16 protein-coding genes and 1 pseudogene are annotated in these 17072 nt (G+C 70.5%); 5 read left to right on the top strand and 12 right to left on the bottom strand.

The window, feature by feature from the left end; translation table 11 throughout:
- Positions 1-38: 38 nt before the first annotated feature.
- Positions 39-1340, top strand: a complete 1302-nt coding sequence (locus AC1DWC_RS03725; RefSeq protein WP_477906344.1) for a family 1 glycosylhydrolase — start codon at positions 39-41, stop codon at positions 1338-1340.
- Here AC1DWC_RS03725 and AC1DWC_RS03720 read toward each other — a convergent pair.
- Complete coding sequence (locus AC1DWC_RS03720; RefSeq protein ID WP_477906224.1) at positions 1300-1809, bottom strand: SRPBCC family protein; 510 nt, start codon at positions 1807-1809, stop codon at positions 1300-1302. The two genes, AC1DWC_RS03725 and AC1DWC_RS03720, sit on opposite strands and share 41 nt — an antisense overlap.
- Positions 1810-1868: 59 nt before the next feature.
- On the opposite strand from AC1DWC_RS03720, the gene AC1DWC_RS03715 reads away from it, so the two are divergent.
- Entirely contained in the window at positions 1869-2501 is a 633-nt protein-coding gene (locus tag AC1DWC_RS03715) for a LysE family transporter (protein WP_477906223.1), read from the top strand.
- A 16-nt stretch (positions 2502-2517) separates the two neighbouring features.
- Here AC1DWC_RS03715 and AC1DWC_RS03710 read toward each other — a convergent pair whose 3' ends face one another.
- The 4 genes from AC1DWC_RS03710 to nadA all read right to left on the bottom strand — a co-directional run bounded on the left by AC1DWC_RS03710 (position 2518) and on the right by nadA (position 6562).
- The gene (locus tag AC1DWC_RS03710) at positions 2518-2931 is read right to left on the bottom strand and encodes a VOC family protein (protein ID WP_477906222.1); all 414 of its coding nucleotides are present in this window, start codon (positions 2929-2931) and stop codon (positions 2518-2520) included.
- Positions 2932-2997: 66 nt separating this feature from the next.
- Positions 2998-3861, bottom strand: coding sequence for a carboxylating nicotinate-nucleotide diphosphorylase (nadC, locus tag AC1DWC_RS03705; protein ID WP_477906221.1), 864 nt, complete (start codon positions 3859-3861; stop codon positions 2998-3000).
- On the bottom strand, positions 3858-5447 hold the full coding sequence (locus tag AC1DWC_RS03700) for an L-aspartate oxidase (protein ID WP_477906220.1): 1590 nt from the start codon (positions 5445-5447) through the stop codon (positions 3858-3860). The genes nadC and AC1DWC_RS03700 overlap by 4 nt, the downstream gene beginning before the upstream one ends.
- Before the next feature lie 77 nt (positions 5448-5524).
- On the bottom strand, positions 5525-6562 hold the full coding sequence (nadA, locus tag AC1DWC_RS03695; protein WP_477906219.1) for a quinolinate synthase NadA: 1038 nt from the start codon (positions 6560-6562) through the stop codon (positions 5525-5527).
- Positions 6563-6640: 78 nt separating this feature from the next.
- Between nadA and AC1DWC_RS03690 the strand changes: the two genes are divergently transcribed.
- Positions 6641-7390 (top strand): NUDIX hydrolase, encoded by a 750-nt coding sequence (locus AC1DWC_RS03690; protein ID WP_477906218.1) that lies wholly within the window; start codon positions 6641-6643, stop codon positions 7388-7390.
- Between the two features lie 30 nt (positions 7391-7420).
- Here AC1DWC_RS03690 and AC1DWC_RS03685 read toward each other — a convergent pair whose 3' ends face one another.
- The 4 genes from AC1DWC_RS03685 to bioB form a co-directional block, all read right to left on the bottom strand.
- Positions 7421-8467, bottom strand: a complete 1047-nt coding sequence (locus tag AC1DWC_RS03685; protein ID WP_477906217.1) for a lipid II:glycine glycyltransferase FemX — start codon at positions 8465-8467, stop codon at positions 7421-7423.
- A 223-nt stretch (positions 8468-8690) separates the two neighbouring features.
- Positions 8691-9269, bottom strand: coding sequence for a DUF2567 domain-containing protein (locus AC1DWC_RS03680; protein ID WP_477906216.1), 579 nt, complete (start codon positions 9267-9269; stop codon positions 8691-8693).
- Between the two features lie 178 nt (positions 9270-9447).
- Positions 9448-9720, bottom strand: a complete 273-nt coding sequence (bsaP, locus tag AC1DWC_RS03675) for a biotin synthase auxiliary protein BsaP (protein ID WP_477906215.1) — start codon at positions 9718-9720, stop codon at positions 9448-9450.
- Positions 9707-10720, bottom strand: coding sequence for a biotin synthase BioB (gene bioB / locus AC1DWC_RS03670; protein ID WP_477837991.1), 1014 nt, complete (start codon positions 10718-10720; stop codon positions 9707-9709). The genes bsaP and bioB overlap by 14 nt, the downstream gene beginning before the upstream one ends.
- 148 nt (positions 10721-10868) lie before the next feature.
- Here bioB and AC1DWC_RS03665 point away from each other — a divergent pair.
- Positions 10869-11327 (top strand): annotated as a pseudogene (locus AC1DWC_RS03665) (TetR family transcriptional regulator); the annotation flags it as partial.
- Between the two features lie 51 nt (positions 11328-11378).
- On the opposite strand, the gene AC1DWC_RS03660 reads toward AC1DWC_RS03665, so the two are convergent.
- The 3 genes from AC1DWC_RS03660 to AC1DWC_RS03650 all read right to left on the bottom strand — a co-directional run bounded on the left by AC1DWC_RS03660 (position 11379) and on the right by AC1DWC_RS03650 (position 15339).
- Positions 11379-12938, bottom strand: coding sequence for a class I adenylate-forming enzyme family protein (locus AC1DWC_RS03660; RefSeq protein ID WP_477906214.1), 1560 nt, complete (start codon positions 12936-12938; stop codon positions 11379-11381).
- Positions 12935-14488: an acyl-CoA synthetase gene (locus AC1DWC_RS03655; protein WP_477906213.1), complete on the bottom strand. Its 1554-nt coding sequence runs from the start codon at positions 14486-14488 to the stop codon at positions 12935-12937. Before AC1DWC_RS03655 ends, AC1DWC_RS03660 begins: the two co-directional genes overlap by 4 nt.
- 218 nt (positions 14489-14706) lie before the next feature.
- The gene (locus AC1DWC_RS03650) at positions 14707-15339 is read right to left on the bottom strand and encodes a TetR/AcrR family transcriptional regulator (protein WP_477906212.1); all 633 of its coding nucleotides are present in this window, start codon (positions 15337-15339) and stop codon (positions 14707-14709) included.
- A 112-nt stretch (positions 15340-15451) separates the two neighbouring features.
- Between AC1DWC_RS03650 and AC1DWC_RS03645 the strand changes: the two genes are divergently transcribed.
- Complete coding sequence (locus AC1DWC_RS03645) at positions 15452-17059, top strand: class I adenylate-forming enzyme family protein (RefSeq protein WP_477906211.1); 1608 nt, start codon at positions 15452-15454, stop codon at positions 17057-17059.
- The last annotated feature ends 13 nt before the right edge of the window (positions 17060-17072 follow it).

Genomic DNA, 17072 nt, shown 5'->3' with positions numbered 1-17072 from the left:
GCCCCGCAGCGGTCCGAACCGTCGCCCTCGTCCTCGCCCTGGCAGCGGCGCCGCTGATCGCCGCGGCGCCCGCGCAGGCCTCCCCGACCGACCTCGGCTCGGGCTTCGAGTGGGGCGTCGCGACCTCCGGGTTCCAGGCCGAGGGTCCCCCGCCGGACAGCAACTGGTCGCGGTACGTCGCGGCCGGCAAGACGCACGACGAGTACGGCTCCGGACCGGACTTCCGGAACCGCTACGCCGAGGACATCGCCAATGCGGCCGCGATGGGCGTACAGGTGTTCCGGTTCTCCGTCGAGTGGGCACGGGTCCAACCCGCGCCCGGGGTCTGGGACGAGGCCGAGTTCGCCTACTACGACGACGTGGTCCGGCAGGTCCGCGCCCACGGCATGCGGCCGATGATCACCCTCGACCATTTCGTCTACCCGGGCTGGGTCGCGGACCGCGGCGGCTGGTCTGACGAGGGCACCGTCGACTCCTGGCTGGCCAACGCCGAGCGGGTGGTCCGGCGCTACGCCGGCGACGGGACCAACTGGATCACGTTCAACGAGGCGACCGTGTTCCTGCAGAAGGAGCTGACGTTCGGCGGGATCTCCCTGGCCGCGGCGCCGCAGATGCTCGACCGCATGGTCCGCGCACACCGCGCCGTCTACGACCTGATCCACCGGGTGGACCCGGCGGCGCGGGTGTCGAGCAATGTCGCGTACATCCCCGCGGCGATGGGCGCGATGGACGGGATGTTCGCCGACCGGGTCCGGGACAAGCTGGACTTCGTCGGGATCGACTACTACTACGGCGTCTCGCTCGACAACATCACCGCCGCGAACGCAGTCACCGACGCGTTCTTCGACATCCGCCCGCAGCCGGACGGCATCTACCACGCCGCGATGTACTACGCCCGCAAGTACCCCGAGCTGCCGATCTACATCGTGGAGAACGGCATGCCCAGCGACGACGGCAAGAACCGGCCGGACGGCTACACCCGGTCGGACCACCTGCGCGACCACGTGTACTGGCTCGGCCGCGCCCAGGACGACGGCGCCCGCGTGATCGGCTACAACTACTGGTCGATCACCGACAACTTCGAGTGGGGCACGTACCGGCCCCGGTTCGGCCTGTACACGGTGGACGTGTTGACCGACCCGACGCTGACCCGCCGACCCACCGACGCGGTCGCCGCCTACCGCGACATCATCGCCGCGAACGGGCTGCCGGACGACTACCGCCCGGTGGCACGGCAGTCGGTCTGCTCACTGGTCGACCCGCCGAAGAGCTGCCTGAACCCGCCCGCTGTCCCGGGTGTCAGCGATACCGGCTCTGCAGCATCGACAGGGTCGAGGTGATGCCCTCGCCGTTCTTCGCCGGAAACCCGGTGAGCTCGAGCATCTTTGCGAGCCCAGCCGACGAGTAGTCGAACACCTCGGTGACCCGGGTCCGCGGCGAGGCGGTCCCCGCCCCTGCCTCCGGCGCGGCTGCGCCACCGGTCGCGGCCTCCGGCTCGAACTCCCAACGCCACCGATGCCCGAACGGGTGCCGCCACTCGATCAGCCGGCCCTCCTCGAAGGCCGTGACCCTGGAGGTGATCCGGTACGGGAAGCCGTACATCCGCATCGACACCGTGAACTTGTCGCCGAGTCCGAGCCGGTCCGGGCTCGACACCGCCCCCAGCACGGTCCCCGAGCCGTCCAGGTCACCGTGCCTCCGCGGGTCGGCGAGCTGGTCGAACAGTTCGGCGGCATCGGCATCCACGACGGCGCTGCGGGCAACCTGGCGTGGACCGCGGTCGACGGTGACGACGTCATCTGTGGCCATGCGGTTCAAGATACGCCTGGTTCGAGACGCGCTGGGGCGGTGACATATCGTCTCGGCTCATGGCATGGCAGGTGTGGTTGGCGTTCTTCGGCGCGGCGTGGGTGATCAGCCTCTCGCCCGGCGCCGGCGCCATCGCCTCGATGTCGTCCGGACTGAACCACGGTCTGCGGCACGGCTACTGGAACATCGTCGGGCTGCAGCTGGGCCTGCTGCTGCAGATCCTGATCGTGGCCGCCGGCATCGGTGCGCTGCTCGCAAGTTCGGCGCTGGCCTTCACGGTGATCAAGTGGTTCGGCGTCGCCTACCTGGTCTACCTCGGCGTCCGGCAGTGGCGGGCGGCGCCCACCGAGGTGTCCACCGACACCGAGGGACGCGGCCGGTCCGCGGCCGCGCTGGTCGCGCGGGGGTTCCTCGTCAACGCGAGCAACCCGAAGGCCGTCGTGTTCATGCTCGCGGTGCTGCCGCAGTTCCTCGACCCGGCCGCGCCGCTGGCCCCGCAGTACGCGGCCATCGCCGCCACCATGGTCGCGGTGGACGTGATGGTGATGACCGGGTACACAGGGCTGGCGGCGCGGGTGCTGGCCGTCATGCGGTCACCGCGGCAGCAGCGCGTCACCGGCCGGGTGTTCGCCGGCCTGTTCTTCGCGGCCGCCGCATTCCTCTCGCTGGTGCGCCGAGCCACGGCGGTGTGACGCGGGTGCGCGCCGGTCAGACGGCGGGCCCGCCGATGTTGACCATCCAGCCGATCCCGAACCGGTCGTTGCACATGCCGAACTCGTCGCCCCACATCTGCTTCTCCAGCGGGACCAGGATCTCCCCGCCGTCGGTCAGCTTCTCCCAGTAGCCGCGCAACTCGTCGCCGTCGTCGCCGCTGAGACTCACGGCGATGTTGGTGCCGGGGTTGTACGCCATGCCCTCCGGGGTGTCCGCGCCCATCAGGGTGAATCCGCTGGGGGTCTCGAGGTTGCCGTGCATGATCAGGTCGGCGTCGGGGCCGTTCTTGTCGCCGTACTCCCCGATGGTGGCCAGGGTGAGGGTGCCGCCGAAGACGCCCTTGTAGTACTCCATCGCCTCACGGGCGTTGTCGGTGAAACTGATGTACGGGTTGAGACGAGAGGCCATCACGATCTCCTTAGCTCATAAGCACTTCAGCTCTGCAGCAAGGTACGGCCCTCACCCTAACGCGGCCTACATGTCCAGGCCGAGGTCCAGAACCGACACCGAGTGGGTGAGCCCGCCGACCGCGAGGTAGTCCACCCCGGTCCGGGCGTAGTCCGCGGCGACGTCGATCGTCAGCCCGCCTGACGACTCGAGCCTGGTGCGCGGGGACTTCGTGTCCCGTCGTTGCACCGCGGCCTGCGTCTCCCACAGCGCAAAGTTGTCCAGGAGCACCAGGTCGACGCCCTCGGCCAGCACCTCGTCGAGCTGGGCGAGGCTGTCCACCTCGACCTCGCACTCGATGTCCGGTGCGGCGGCCCGAACGGCCTGCAGCGCGGCGACCACCGAGCCGGCGGCCGCGACGTGGTTGTCCTTGATCAGGGCCGCGTCGCCGAGACCCATCCGGTGGTTGACCCCGCCGCCCATCCGGACCGCGTACTTCTGCAGCGACCGCAGGCCGGGCAGCGTCTTTCGGCTGTCACGGATCTGGCAGTCGGTGCCGGCGACCTCGTCCACCCAGACTGCGGTCGCCGTGGCGATCCCGGACAGGTGGCAGACCAGGTTGAGCATGGTGCGTTCGGCGGTGAGCAGCCCGCGGGTCGGCGCCAGCACGGTGAGCGCGGACTCCCCCGCCTCGATCCGGGCACCGTCGGCGACCCGGTCGAGCACCTCGTAGTTGCCCGCGCCGAGCACCTCGTCCAGCACCAGCAGGCCCACGTCGAGTCCGGCGATGGTCCCGCCCGAGCGAGAGACCACGGCGGCCTTCGCGACGGCGTCGGCGGGCACGGTCGCCGTCGAGGTGACGTCGGGTCCGTACCGCAGGTCCTCGTCCAGCGCGACCCGCACCAGGGTGCGGATCTCCTCGAGGTCCATTCCGTCGGGCAGTGTGGTCATCGTGCTCCTGTCAGGGTCAGGTCGGGGGTTTCCAGGGCACCGGACGCGCCGCGGCGCACCTCGATGCTGCGGCGCCAGCTCTCGGCCGGCTCCGGGTGGTCGCGGCGGGTGTGGGCGCCACGCGTCTCGGTCCGGGCCCGCGCGGCGAGCACCAGCGCGGACGCCGTCTCGGTCAGCGCGGCGTCCTCGAGGTCGGCGGTGGTCGCCGGCACCCGGTCGGGGGCCTCTGCGAGCGTGGCCGCGGCCACGGACAGGCCGTCGCCGTCGCGGACCACCGAGGCGTGGATGGTCATGGCGGACTGCAGTGCCGAGCGGTCCGCCGCGGCCTCACGTGGCAGCGCCGCGTCGGTGACCTCGACCCGGAACCCGGCCCGTTCGGTCGCCGCCGCGCCGGCCCGCTCGCCGACCACGAGGCCCTCGAGCAGGCTGTTGGACGCCAGCCGGTTGGCGCCGTGCAACCCGGTGCGGGCCACCTCGCCCGCCGCGTACAGGCCCGGTACCGCGGTGCGCCCGTGCACGTCGGTGACGACGCCGCCGCAGGAGTAGTGCGCGGCCGGGGCGACCGGGATCAGCTGGTGCGCCGGGTCGATGCCGACGGCCAGGCAGGACGCCGTGACGGTCGGGAACCGCTCGGCGAATCCGGGCAGGTGTCGGGCGTCGAGGTAGACGTGGTCGGTGCCGAGCCCGCGCATCCGGTCCGCGACCGCCCGGGACACCACGTCGCGTGGCGCCAGGTCGCCGAGCGGGTGGACCCCGGCGGTCACCGAGTTCCCCTCGGCGTCGACGAGTCTCGCGCCCTCGCCGCGGACGGCCTCGCTGACCAGTGGCCGGCGCCCGACCCCGCCGGGGGTGAACAGCACGGTGGGGTGGAACTGGACGAACTCGAGGTCGGCGACGGCGGCGCCGGCGGCCAGCGCGAGCGCGACCCCGTCGGCGGTGGCGCCGGGGGGGTTGGTGCTGCACGAGTAGAGCTGACCGAGTCCGCCGGTGGCGAGCAGCACGGCGGGCGCATGGACGACGCCGACCGTGGTGCCGTCGACACCGTTGTCGGACAAGACGATCAGGCCGGTGACCCCGCGCTCGTCGGTGACCACCCGCGCGGCCGCGGCACCGAAGAGCACCGGCAGGCCCGCCGCGTTGAGGGCCCGCTGCACCTCGGCACCGGTGGCGTCGCCGCCGGCGTGGATGATGCGCCGGACACTGTGCCCGCCCTCACGGGTGCGGGAGACCGCGCCGTCCCGGCCGAGGTCGAACACCGCCCCGAGGTCGGTCAGCGCCGCGMCGGCGGCGGGACCGCCCTCGACGATCGAGCGGACCGCAGCCTCGTCACACAGACCGGCACCGGCCTCGACGGTGTCCGCGACGTGCCCGGCGACCGAGTCGTTCTCGGGCGCGACCACCGCGATCCCGCCCTGCGCGTACTGGGTCGCGGTGTCGGTGGGGCCGCCCTTGCTGACGGTGAGCACCCGCAACCCACGCAGCGACGCGGTGCGGGCCGCGGTCAGTCCCGCGACTCCGCCGCCGACGACGACCAGGTCGGCGTGAGCCTCCCAGCTCGCGCCGGGCACGGCCGTCCCCTCGCGCACCCCGGGTACATCCCCCGTCGCTTCGCTCGCCCCGCGCACATCCCCCGTCGCTTCGCTCGCCCCGCGCCGCGGGGTCACTACTCGCCGCCGCCCGGGTTGCCGATCTCGATCATCCGCTGCACGGACTTGCGGGCGCGCTCGGCCATCTCCAGGTCGACGTGCACCTCGTCCTTGCCCTCCACCAGGCAGCGCAGCAGCGCGGCCGGGGTGATCATCTTCATGTACGGGCAGGACGCGCGGTCGTTGACGGCCTGGAAGTCGATCTCGGGCGCGGCCTTGCGCAGCTGGTGCAGCATGCCGACCTCGGTCGCGACCAGCACCTGCTTGGCGTGGCTGGCCCGGGCGGCGTCGAGCATGCCGCCGGTGGAGAGGATCTTGACCTTGTCCTCGGGCACGAAGCCCTCGCCGGCGAGGTAGAGCGCCGAGGTGGCGCAGCCGCACTCGGGGTGCACGTACAGCTCGGCATCCGGGTGCGCCTTCGACTGGGCAGTGAGCTCGTCGCCGTTGATCCCGGCGTGCACGTGGCACTCACCCGCCCAGATCTGCATGTTGGTGCGGCCGGTGACCCGCTTGACGTGCGCGCCGAGGAACTGGTCCGGGAGGAAGAGCACGTCCCGGTCCGAGTCGATCGAGTTGACCACGTCGACCGCGTTCGAGGAGGTGCAGCAGATGTCGGTCAGGCCCTTCACCTCGGCGGTGGTGTTGACGTACGACACCACCAGCGCGTCCGGATTGTCGGCCTTCCAGTCGCGCAGCTGCTCGGCGTTGATCGAGTCGGCCAGCGAGCAGCCGGCCCGCTCGTCCGGGATCAGCACGGTCTTGGTGGGGCTGAGGATCTTGGCGGTCTCGGCCATGAAGTGCACGCCGCAGAACACGATGGTGTCCTCCGGGGCCTCTGCCGCGATGCGGGAGAGGGCAAGCGAGTCCCCGACGTGGTCGGCGACGTCCTGGATGGCGGGCAGCTGGTAGTTGTGCGCCAGCAGCGTCGCGCCGCGCTCGCGAGCCAGACGCTTGACCTCGGCGGCCCACTCCGGGGTCGCCTCGACACCGGTGTACCCACCGGGGCCGTCCTGGATCTGCGAGGTCAGTCCCTCCCACAACGTCGTGCTCGTCATGGCGTTCTCCTTCACCGTGAACCCGGGCGGGCTGGCCCGGATTTCCACTGTCGAGGTTTTCGTCTTAGAATCGAAAACGTGCCCAATAGTAACACCATCCACGAAGTGCTCACCGCGGTGTTCCAGGTTCGCCCCGCCCCCGACGTCGTCTCCGCAGGTGACGGGCCACACGCCGGCCGAGGTGACGGCCAGCACAACGGCGGCGGCGAGGAACTCTCCGTGCTGCTGTGGCAGCGCGCACTCGACCCCCAGAAGGGCACCTGGTCGCTGCCCGGCGGAGTGCTGCGCGACGACGAGGACATGACCACCTCCGCGCGCCGTCAGCTCGCCGAGAAGGTCGACGTCCGCGACGTCGCGCACCTCGAGCAGCTGTCGGTGTTCAGCGACCCGCAGCGGGTGCCCGGCTGCCGCCTGATCGCGTCCACCTTCCTGGGACTGGTCCCCCTGCCCGCCGACCCGGACCTGCCGCCCGACACCGCCTGGCACCCGGTCTCGGCGCTCCCCCAGATGTCGTTCGACCACGGCGTCGTCGTCGAGCACGCCCGGGCCCGGCTCGCGGCCAAGCTTTCCTACACCAACATCGCCTTCGCCCTGGCCCCCGCCGAGTTCTCGATGTCGGAGCTGCGCGACATCTACTGCGCCGCACTGGGCTACCAGGTGGACGCGACCAATCTGCAGCGCGTCCTCAAGCGCCGCAACGTGCTCACCGCGACCGGCCACACCGCGCCGTCGGGGCGGGCGGGCGGCCGTCCACCCGCGCTGTACCGGTTCACCGACTCGGGTCTGCGGATCACCGACGAGTTCGCCGCGCTGCGACCGCCGGCCTGAGGCTCCGACGACGCCCGCCGAGTGCGCCCTTCAGAGGAAGTGCCTCCGCCGCACCAGCAGCGAGAACCGCTTGAACTCGCGCTCCATACCGCCCTGCCAGAGCCGGGCCTTCCAACCGTTCAGCGGGATGTCGTAGGCGCCGGTGTAATCGGTGACCTCCTTGTTGAAGGTCCGCTTGAACTTGCCGATGCCGTAGAAGTAGTTGTCGGGGTTGTCCGCCTCGGCCGAGGGCGGGGTGCCGCACATGTCGTACTCGGTCGCCCCGGCCCCCATGGCCCAGCGAATAACATCCCACTGCAGCGCGTGCCCGGTTCCGTGCGAACCCAGCCCGCCGACCCTCGCGTCACCCGGATTCTTTCGAATCGAACCACCGTGCAGTCCAAGCGATTTGGAGCCGATCTTGATTTCAAAGGAACAGGCGAGGACCTCATCACCAATCTTGGCAAAGAACATTTGACCGTTTCCACTCTCGGCGTACCGGCGGTAGACGAATCGGCAGTACTCGCGACTGCGGACGCCGAACCGACCGTTCCCAGTCGCCGCCAGCATGTCGTACATCGTGTCGCAGTTCGCGTCGGTACTCGGCACCCGCTCGACCACGACGCCGTCGCGCTGTGCCCGCTTGATCGCGCGGCGTGCGTTCTTACTGAAGCCGGCGAGAACCTCCTCCTCGGTACCGGACAGGTCGAGGACCACGGTGTACTGGTTGGGGGTGAACATGCCCGCGGGAAGGTATCCCTCGGCGAGCAGCCTCTCCGTCACGGTGTCGTCGACCTTCAGTCGAGGATCGATACGCAGTGCGAACGCACCCTTCGAAGCGGCATACGCAGCCAGCGCCTTCACCTTCGGGAGCACCTCGTCAAGGGTGGTCCCGGACGGACCGCTCGGCACGATCCACAGCATCCCGAGGAGTGCTACGTCCTTGACGTGCACCGTCACCGCGTCATCACCGACAAAGAGGTAGCGGATCGAGTACCCGAGGGTTTCCTTCGCCTTGGCGTTGTCGAGGCCACGCCACACGTCGCCGCCATCGCGGGCCGCGACGACGAACTCGTCCCAGCGCGCAATCTCCGACACGTCCGCGGATCGAACCGCAGACAACTCAGAACCCGCCCCCCGTTGCGACATGCCACCCCTCCGGACCGACCAACTCCGGGCAACAGAATTGCCCCCCCGAGGGCATAGTGCCTACCGCTTGGGCACCGCGGATCGTTTCGGTTGCAGGTTCGACCGGTCGAATGACAGCGCCCCGAGCACGGACTCGTCGGGCCGTGGGACCACGGCAGCCCAGGACGTGCCGTTACTGGAGGGTCGACCGAGTGGAAGCGTCGGCGGGTGCAGCCTCGGCGCCGGTGGCGACGCTCCCCGCGACCCCGAGGTCGTCGCGGGGGCTGAGCGAGACCAGCATCAGGTAGACCATGGCCGCCGCGAACGGCTGCAGGATCAGCGCCATCGGCGTGCCCAGCGCGGGCGTCGCGGACACGATCTGCCCGACCTCGACGTTGTCGAGCGGCGGGTAGCGCAGGTTCGTCACCGCCAGGCCGACCAGGGCCATGGTCGCGGCCCCGACCGCGGATCCGATCAGCAGGCCGGCCAGCACAATCGGACCACGCACCGTCCGCCACAGCCAGACCGCCACGGCGGACAGCACGCCCACGATCAGCCCGATGCACAGCAGCAGCGCGACGGCGTCGAACCGGTGCAGGCTCTCGGAGGTCAGCGACGCCGCACCGTTGGTCGTCACCAGGAAGTGCTCGGCCGGGGCGAGCAGCCCCCACACCGCGCCACCGAGCGCACTGACGCCCACGAGCGCCACCACGATGCGGGCGGCGGCGCGGACCTCCGGCCTGCGGGTACCGCTGTCTACTGCTGTTGTCACGTCGCACACCCTAGTTGGTGACGCCCCACCCCAGCCGAGGCAGCGAGGCCGCTCGCTCGCGCGCCGCGGCGGCGTATCGTCGGCAAGATCCTGTCGCGCCGGCAGGGTTCGTACTTCGCCACCGCCAACCTCTCCGCCCCGGCCACCGGGGGCGTCGGTGGACCGAGACCCGCTGCCGTCAGCGCAGGCCCAGTAGGGCCGAGTCGAGCACCCCGTGCCGCGAGCACTTGGCCCACCAGCCGTCGGGACTGATCTGCACGACCATCCGCCGGCCGCAGTCCTCGCAGAACCGCGGCGGCTCCAGGCCGAGCTGAGCGGCGGCGGGCGTCGCGTCCTCGACCCCCGGCACCAGCCGCAGCCCGGTGAACGGGTTGTACCGCTCGGGGAACTCCAGGTCCGCCTCGATCGCCGCGGCGACGGGCCCGGCGGGTGCCGGCTCAGAGGGTGTCATTGAACGCCTTGATCGGCATCGACAGCTCGCCGAGCAGGTCCAGGTCTGCCTCGGCCGGACGGCCGAGCGTGGTCAGGTAGTTGCCGACGATGACGGCGTTGATGCCGCCGAGGATGCCCTGCTTCGCACCGAGGTCGCCGAGGGTGATCTCCCGGCCGCCGGCGAACCGGAGGATGGTGCGCGGCAGTGCGAGCCGGAAGGCGGCGATCGCCCGCAGCGCGTCCGACGCCGGCAGCACCTCGAGGTCGCCGAACGGGGTGCCGGGGCGCGGGTTCAGGAAGTTCAGCGGCACCTCGTCGGGCTCGAGCTCCGCGAGGTTCGCGGCGAACTCGGCGCGCTGTTCGAGGGTCTCTCCCATGCCGAGGATGCCTCCGCAGCAGACCTCCATGCCGGCCTCGCGGACCATCCTCAGGGTGCCCCAGCGCTCTTCCCAGGTGTGGGTGGTGACCACGTTCGGGAAGTGCGACTTCGAGGTCTCGAGGTTGTGGTTGTAGCGGTGCACGCCCATCGCCGCGAGCTGGTCCACCTGCTCCTGGGTGAGCATGCCGAGCGAGCAGGCGATCTGGATGTCCACCTCGTTGCGGATGGCCTCGATGCCGGCGGCCACCTGGGCGAGCAGCTTCTCGTCGGGCCCGCGGACGGCGGCGACGATGCAGAACTCGGTGGCGCCCGACTTCGCGGTCTGCTTGGCGGCCTCGACCAGGCTGGGGATGTCGAGCCAGGCGGCGCGGACCGGCGAGGCGAACAGGCCCGACTGCGAGCAGAAGTGGCAGTCCTCGGGACAGCCGCCGGTCTTGAGGGAGATGATGCCCTCGACCTCGACCTCGGGGCCGCACCACTTCATCCGGACGTCGTGGGCGAGCGCGAGCAGCTCCTCGAGCCGGTCGTCGGCCAGCTCGAGCACGGCGAGCGTCTGCTCCTGCGTCAGCCCTTCGCCGCGCTCGAGGACCTGGTCACGGGCGACCTCGAGGATGTCGGTACGAACGGCGGCCTGGGTCACTGGGAACTCCTCGGAACTGGGACTGGGCAGGTTCGGCGCGGGAACTTGAACACCGTACAAGTTGAACGGCGTTCAGGTTAGGTTCGTGGTGGAATGGTGTCAACCACGGCGCCGGTTACCGGCCGACAGACCCAGGGAGATGTGCACGGTGCAGCTACGCAGGAAGGACGTGCTGGACGGCGCGATCGCGATCCTCGACGAGTACGGCCTCGGCGACCTCACGATGCGCCGGCTGGCCACCTCGCTCGGCGTCCAGCCCGGGGCGCTGTACTGGCACTTCCCCAACAAACAGACCCTGCTGGCCGCCATCACCGACCAGATGCTGGCCGGGGTGTCCGCCCCGCTGAATTCCCCGGAGTGGGACGTCCGGCTGCGAACCCTCGCGCACCGGATGCGTGACGGCCTGCTCGCACACCGCGACGGCGCCGAACTGGCGGCGGCGTCGTACGCGGCGCGCCTGGCCACCAACGACGCACACGCCACCGTGACGGCGTCCTGCGTGGCGGCCGGGCTGCCCGCCGACGAGGCCCCGCTCGCCGCCGACACCCTGCTCTACTACGTCCTCGGCCAGACCATGGACGAGCAGTCCCGGATGCAGATGGACTCGCTGGTTGACGAGTCCGGGGACCCGTCAACCACGCACGAGTGGCGCAGCCGCCTAACGCGGCTTCAGCGCGACCTTGCGGATCTTGCCGGCCGGCGTCATCGGCAGGGACTCGACCACCTCGATCCGGTCGGGCACCTTGTACTTGGCCAGCGTGGCCCGGCACACCTCGACCAGCCGCCCGGGGTCGACCTCGGCCCCCGGCGCCGGCACCACGAAGGCGTACCCGGTCTCCCCGAAGGTCTCGTCGGGCACGCCGATCACCGCGCACATCGCCACCGTCGGATCGCTCACCAGCACGTTCTCCACCTCGGCCGGGTAGACGTTGAAGCCGCCCCGCACGTACATCTCCTTCTGGCGGCCGAGCAGGACGACGTGTCCGTCCTCGGAGATCGATGCGACGTCGCCGGTGGCGAGCCAACCGTCGGGGCGGAACGTCGCCGCGGACTCGTCCGGCAGCTGCCAGTAGCCGGCGGCGACGCACGCGCCGCGGACCTGCAGCTCACCGGCCTCGCCCGGGGGCACGGGCACGTTCCGGTCGTCGACGATGCGGCCCTCGAAGTCGCCGGTCATGGTGCCGATGCTTCGGCCGACAGTCTCCAGGGAGTCCCCCGGCGGCGAGATGACGCAGGCGCCGGACGTCTCGGACATGCCGTAGAGGTTCGCGATCCGCACTCCCTCGAACGTCGCCGCCACCTGTGCCGCCAGGGCCGGCTCGAGGTTCGACCCGCCCACCACGCACAGCCTCACGCTCGACATGTCCGCGACGGCAAGCGATTCCGCTGCCAGCACCATCTTGTACATGGTGGGGACGCCGACGAACATCGTCACCCGGGTGCCGGCCATCGCGTCGACCACCAGGTCCGGGTGGAATCTCGGCAGCAGGGCGATGGCGCCCCCGGTGGCGAGCGTCGAGCCCAGCGTGCAGGTCAGTCCCCCGACGTGGTTGAACGGCATGACGCCGAGGATCACGTCCGCGGCCGTCTGCCCGAACCGCTCCACCTGCGCGGCGGCCGAGGCGATCAGGCTGCGATGGGTGAGGGTGGCGCCCTTCGGGGTCCCGGTGGTGCCGGAGGTGTAGAGGATCACCGCCGGGTCCGCCGGCCGGATCATCGCCGCGGCACGCGCCAGCAGTTCCGGGTCGGGTTCGGCGGCCGCGAGGTCCGCCCACCGCCGTCCGCCCGGGACCTCGTCCTCGCCGAGGAACACGATGTGCTCGACCGTCGGGATGTCGGGCCGGAGCCCGTCGAGGAAGGGGCCGAACTCGAATCCGTTCGACTCCGCGTCGCAGACCAGGGCCCGGGCGCCCGACTGCGTGAGCATGTGGGTGAACTCGCGCTCCCGGTAGACGACGTTGAGGGTGACCAGCACCGCCCCGATCTTCGCCGCGGCGAGGTACGCGACGATCCAGTCCGGCGAGTTCGCCGCCGCGATCGCGATACGGTCCCCGTGACCCAGGCCCAACCGCAGCCAGCCGGTGGCGACGCGGTCGGTCCGTGCGTCGATCTCGGCGTAGCTCAATGCCTCACCGCCGAAGTGCACGAAGGCGGAGTCCGGGGCGGTCGCGACCCGGTCGGCGAGCAACGCCGGAATCGTGGAGGCCGGCGGGGTCATCGCGCTGCCACCATCGCGCCGTCGGACCAGTTCGCACGCAGTTCACGTTTGAGGATCTTGCCGGTGGCGGTCCTGGGCAACTCGTCGACGAACACGACGGCGCGGGGACACTTGAAGTGCGCCAACCGTTCCCGCAGCCAGGAGATCAGCTCGTCCCCGCCGACCTGCTGACCGGGCTTGCAGACGACGACGGCGGCCACCGCCTCGCCCCAGGTCTCGTCGGGGACGCCGATCACCGCGACCTCCGCCACCGCCTGGTGCCGGTAGAGCTGCTGCTCGACCTCCGCCGGGTAGACGTTCTCGCCGCCGCTGATCACCATGTCCTTCTTGCGGTCGACGATCGTGTAGTAGCCGTCCTCGTCACATCGCGCCAGGTCGCCCGAGTGGAACCAGCCGTCCCGCAACGCCTCCCGGGTCGCGTCCGGCTTCTGCCAGTAGCCGGCGAAGATGTTGGGCCCCCGCATCACCAGCTCCCCGACCTCCCCGACCGGGACGTCGTGGCCGTCGTCGACGATGCGGAAGTCGACGTGCAGCACCGGCCGACCGATGGAACCGGCGTGGGTGACCACGTCGTCGGCGTCGAGTACCGCGGCGATCGGGGAGGTCTCGGTGAGCCCGAACCCCTCGGTGAAGGTGATGCCGCGATCGCGCAGCGCCTCGATGAGCACCACCGGGCAGGGCGCGCCGCCGGAGATGGTGAACTTCAGCGAGCCGAGGTCCCGGTCGCCGATGCTCGCGGCGTTGTTGATCGCCGCCCACATCGCGGGGACACAGAAGGCGACCGTGCCCCGGTGCTGCTCGACGGCGTCCAGCCAGGCCTCGGGCGCGAAGGACTCGAGGATCACCGACGTGGCACCGAGGTAGAGCATGGGCAGGGTGAAGATGCCGAGCGCACCGATGTGGAACATCGGGGCCGAAGTGACGTTCACGTCGCGGGGGGTGAGGCCCTCGGCGATCGAGAAGTTGTGGACGGCGTTCCACAGGAAGTTGCCGTGGGTGAGCATCGCCCCCTTGGGCCGGCCCGTGGTGCCGGACGTGTACATCACCACGCACAGGTCGTCGTGGCCGATGTCGTACTCGACGCGGGCGGAGTCGCCGGAGGCCAGCAGCGCGTCGTACGCGGAGCGCTCCCCCGCGACTCGCTGCGCGGCAGAGCCGATCTCGACGGTCTCCCGCACGTAGGTGCCGTCGGCGGCGTCGTGCACGGTCGCGGTGAGCTGCGCGGAGTGGAAGACGATGCAGGCGCCCGAGTCCTGCAGGATGTAGCGCATCTCCGGCGCGCTGAGCCGGTAGTTCACCGGGACCGTGACGGCGCCGAGCTTCGCGGCGGCGAAGAGCACCTCGAGCATGTGCGGGCTGTTGAAGGTGATCAGCGCGACGCGGTCGCCCTTGCGCACACCGCGCTGCCGCATGGCGTCGGCCAGCGCGTTGGTGCGCCGGTCGAGCTCGCCGAAGGTGAGGGCCGCGCCGGTGTCGGCGTCGACGAGCGCCGTTCGATCCGGCCTGCGCAAGTGGTGGATCGACGGCCAGTTGCCAATTCCATTGTCCATCAAGGCTTCCGATCAGTGTGGTGACGGGCGTCACAGGTGGCGGACGTGCCGCCACTGTAGGCCAACCCCACGGGGCAAGCAAGCATGATTGCTTGTTTTGCGTTCCGGCCACACCCCAGCAGGCTCGACCCCGAATCGACCTCAGCCAGGCGCTTCGCACTCGTACGCGTTTGACGGGTCCCTGCACCCGTCAAACACGCACGGGCGGCGGGGCCGCCTCAGGCCGGCAGCGACTTGATGCCCCGCAGCTGCACCGCCCAGACCGCCGCGATCTTCGCCCGGCGAGCCGAGTCGTCGGCGAGCACGTCGGCCAGGCCGAGTCCGCGCGCGAGGTCGAGCGTCGCCTGGATCATCCGATGCGTGTCCGGGTCCGAGTCGTCCGCGCGAAGCAGCCGGACCGCGAGGTCGTGGACGGCGCGGGCGAACTTCCGCTCGAGTGGGAGGACGTGTTTCCGGAGTTCCTCGTCGGCGCCGGCGACGGTCCACACCTGCAGCGCGGCCTTGAACAGGGTGCCGGAGTAGTAGTCGAGCAGCAGCCCGACCACATGCTCCTCGCGACCCTCGTCCTCGACGAACCGCCCCAGCTCCTCGTCGACCTGACGCACCCGCTGGTCGAACATGTAGTCCAGCGCCGCGATGATGAGGTCCTCGCGCGTCGGGAAGTGGTGCTGCAGGGCGCCGCGGCTGGTGCCGGCGGCGTCGGCGATCACGCCGACAGTGGACGCGTTCCAGCCCTTCGTGGCCAGGCACTGCACCGCGGACTCGAGGATCTTCCGCCGAGTCGACCGGCTCCGCCGCTCCTGCCCGGTGATGCTGTCGTCGCCGGGGAGGCCGTCGTCGGGTTTCGTCACGAAGCCAGATGTTAGCCGACGGATTCAAACAAGCAGGCATGCTTGCTTGCATGTTTGGGCACTGCTAGCGTCGCCCGGAACGTCAGTGTGACGGCCACCACAGAGGAGTGTCATGCAGCCCGATCTCGCCGGAATCCCGCCCGTACACGTCAATCTCGCCACCCGGGTGGTGGTCGGCGACGCCCTCACCCGCACCGCGCAGATGTTCGGGGCACGCACGGCCGTCGTCGACGGCGGACGCGAGGTGACGTACCGGGAGCTCGACGAGACGTCCAATGCAGTGGCCCACGCACTGCTCGACACCGGCCTCACGCGCCAGCAGCCGGTCGCGATGCTGATGCGCAACACCTGGCAGTTCGTCGCCACCTACTTCGCCTGCGCCAAGTCGGCACTGGTCGCGATGCCGGTGAACATCGCCCTGTCGCCCGACGACATCGCCTGGATCCTGCGCGACGCCGGTGTCACGACGATCGTCGCCGACGCCGCCGCACTGCCCCTGCTCGAGACGTTCCTGGCGGGCGAGCACCCCGAGCTGACCGTCGTCGCCGTGGGCGAGAGCTCCCCGGGCACCGTCGGCGACCTGGACGTGATCGACTGGGACGAGTTCACCGCGCGCGGCTCCCGGACCGCCGTCGAGGTGATCGTCGAGGACCGCGACACCGTCCAGTGCCTCTACACCTCGGGCACCACCTCACGCCCCAAAGGCGTTCTCGTCAGCCATGTCTCGGTACTGGTCGGCGGCATGACCAACGCCCTGCAGATCGGGCACAGCTGGGGCGCCGACCCCTCCACGCTGGTCAACGTCCTGCCGCTCTTCCACACCACCGCCCTGAACACCCTGGTCCTGCCGGTGCTCTTCACCGGCGGCGCGGTGGTTCTGCACGCACAGTTCGACCCCGCCGCGATCCTCGCGGACATCGAGCGACACTCGGCGACGCATCTGATGCTGCTGCCGATCATGTACAGAGCGCTCCTCGCCGCCCGCGGCGAGATCGGCGCCGGTCTGCCGTCGGTGCGGCGCGCCGTCTACGCGATGGCGCCGATGCCGGCCGAACTCCTCGACCAGGTGGACGAACTGTTCCCGAATGCCGCGGTGATCCTCGGCTCCGGGCAGACGGAGGTGGTGCCCGCGACTGTCCTGCAGTGGGAGGAGCACCGTCACACCAAGGCCAACTCCTGGGGTCCGGCGACCCCGACGGTCCGGATCGGCATCATGGACCCTGAGGGATCACTCGTCCCCGACGGCGACACCGGCGAGATCGTCTACCGCGGACCGCATGTGGCGAGCGGCTACTGGAACAACCCCGAGGCCAACCGGGCGGCCTTCGCCCACGGCTGGTTCCACAGCGGCGACATCGGGCACCTCGACGACGAGCAGGTGGTCTGGTTCACCGACCGGCTCAAGGACATCATCAAGTCCGGCGGCGAGAACGTCTCCTCGGTCGACGTCGAGCGGGTGGTCACCTCCGCACCCGGCGTGGCCGAGTGCTCGATCGTCGGTGTGCCCGACCAACGCTGGGGCGAGGCGGTGTGTGCCGTGATCGTGGCGAGCGACCCCGCGGCCGTCGACGACGAGTTCGCCGCACGGGTGATCGCGCACGCCAAGTCGAACCTCGCCGGGTTCCAGGTGCCCAAACGCGTCGTGGTCGTGGACTCGTTGCCCAAGACCGCGACCGGCAAGACCCGCAAGCACGCGCTGCGCGCCCAGCTCGCCAACTGAACCCGGCACCCCG

It is taken from the genome of Rhodococcus sp. P4_C10 (genome assembly GCF_056402135.1).
This window is presented reverse-complemented; position numbering and strand designations above follow the sequence as displayed.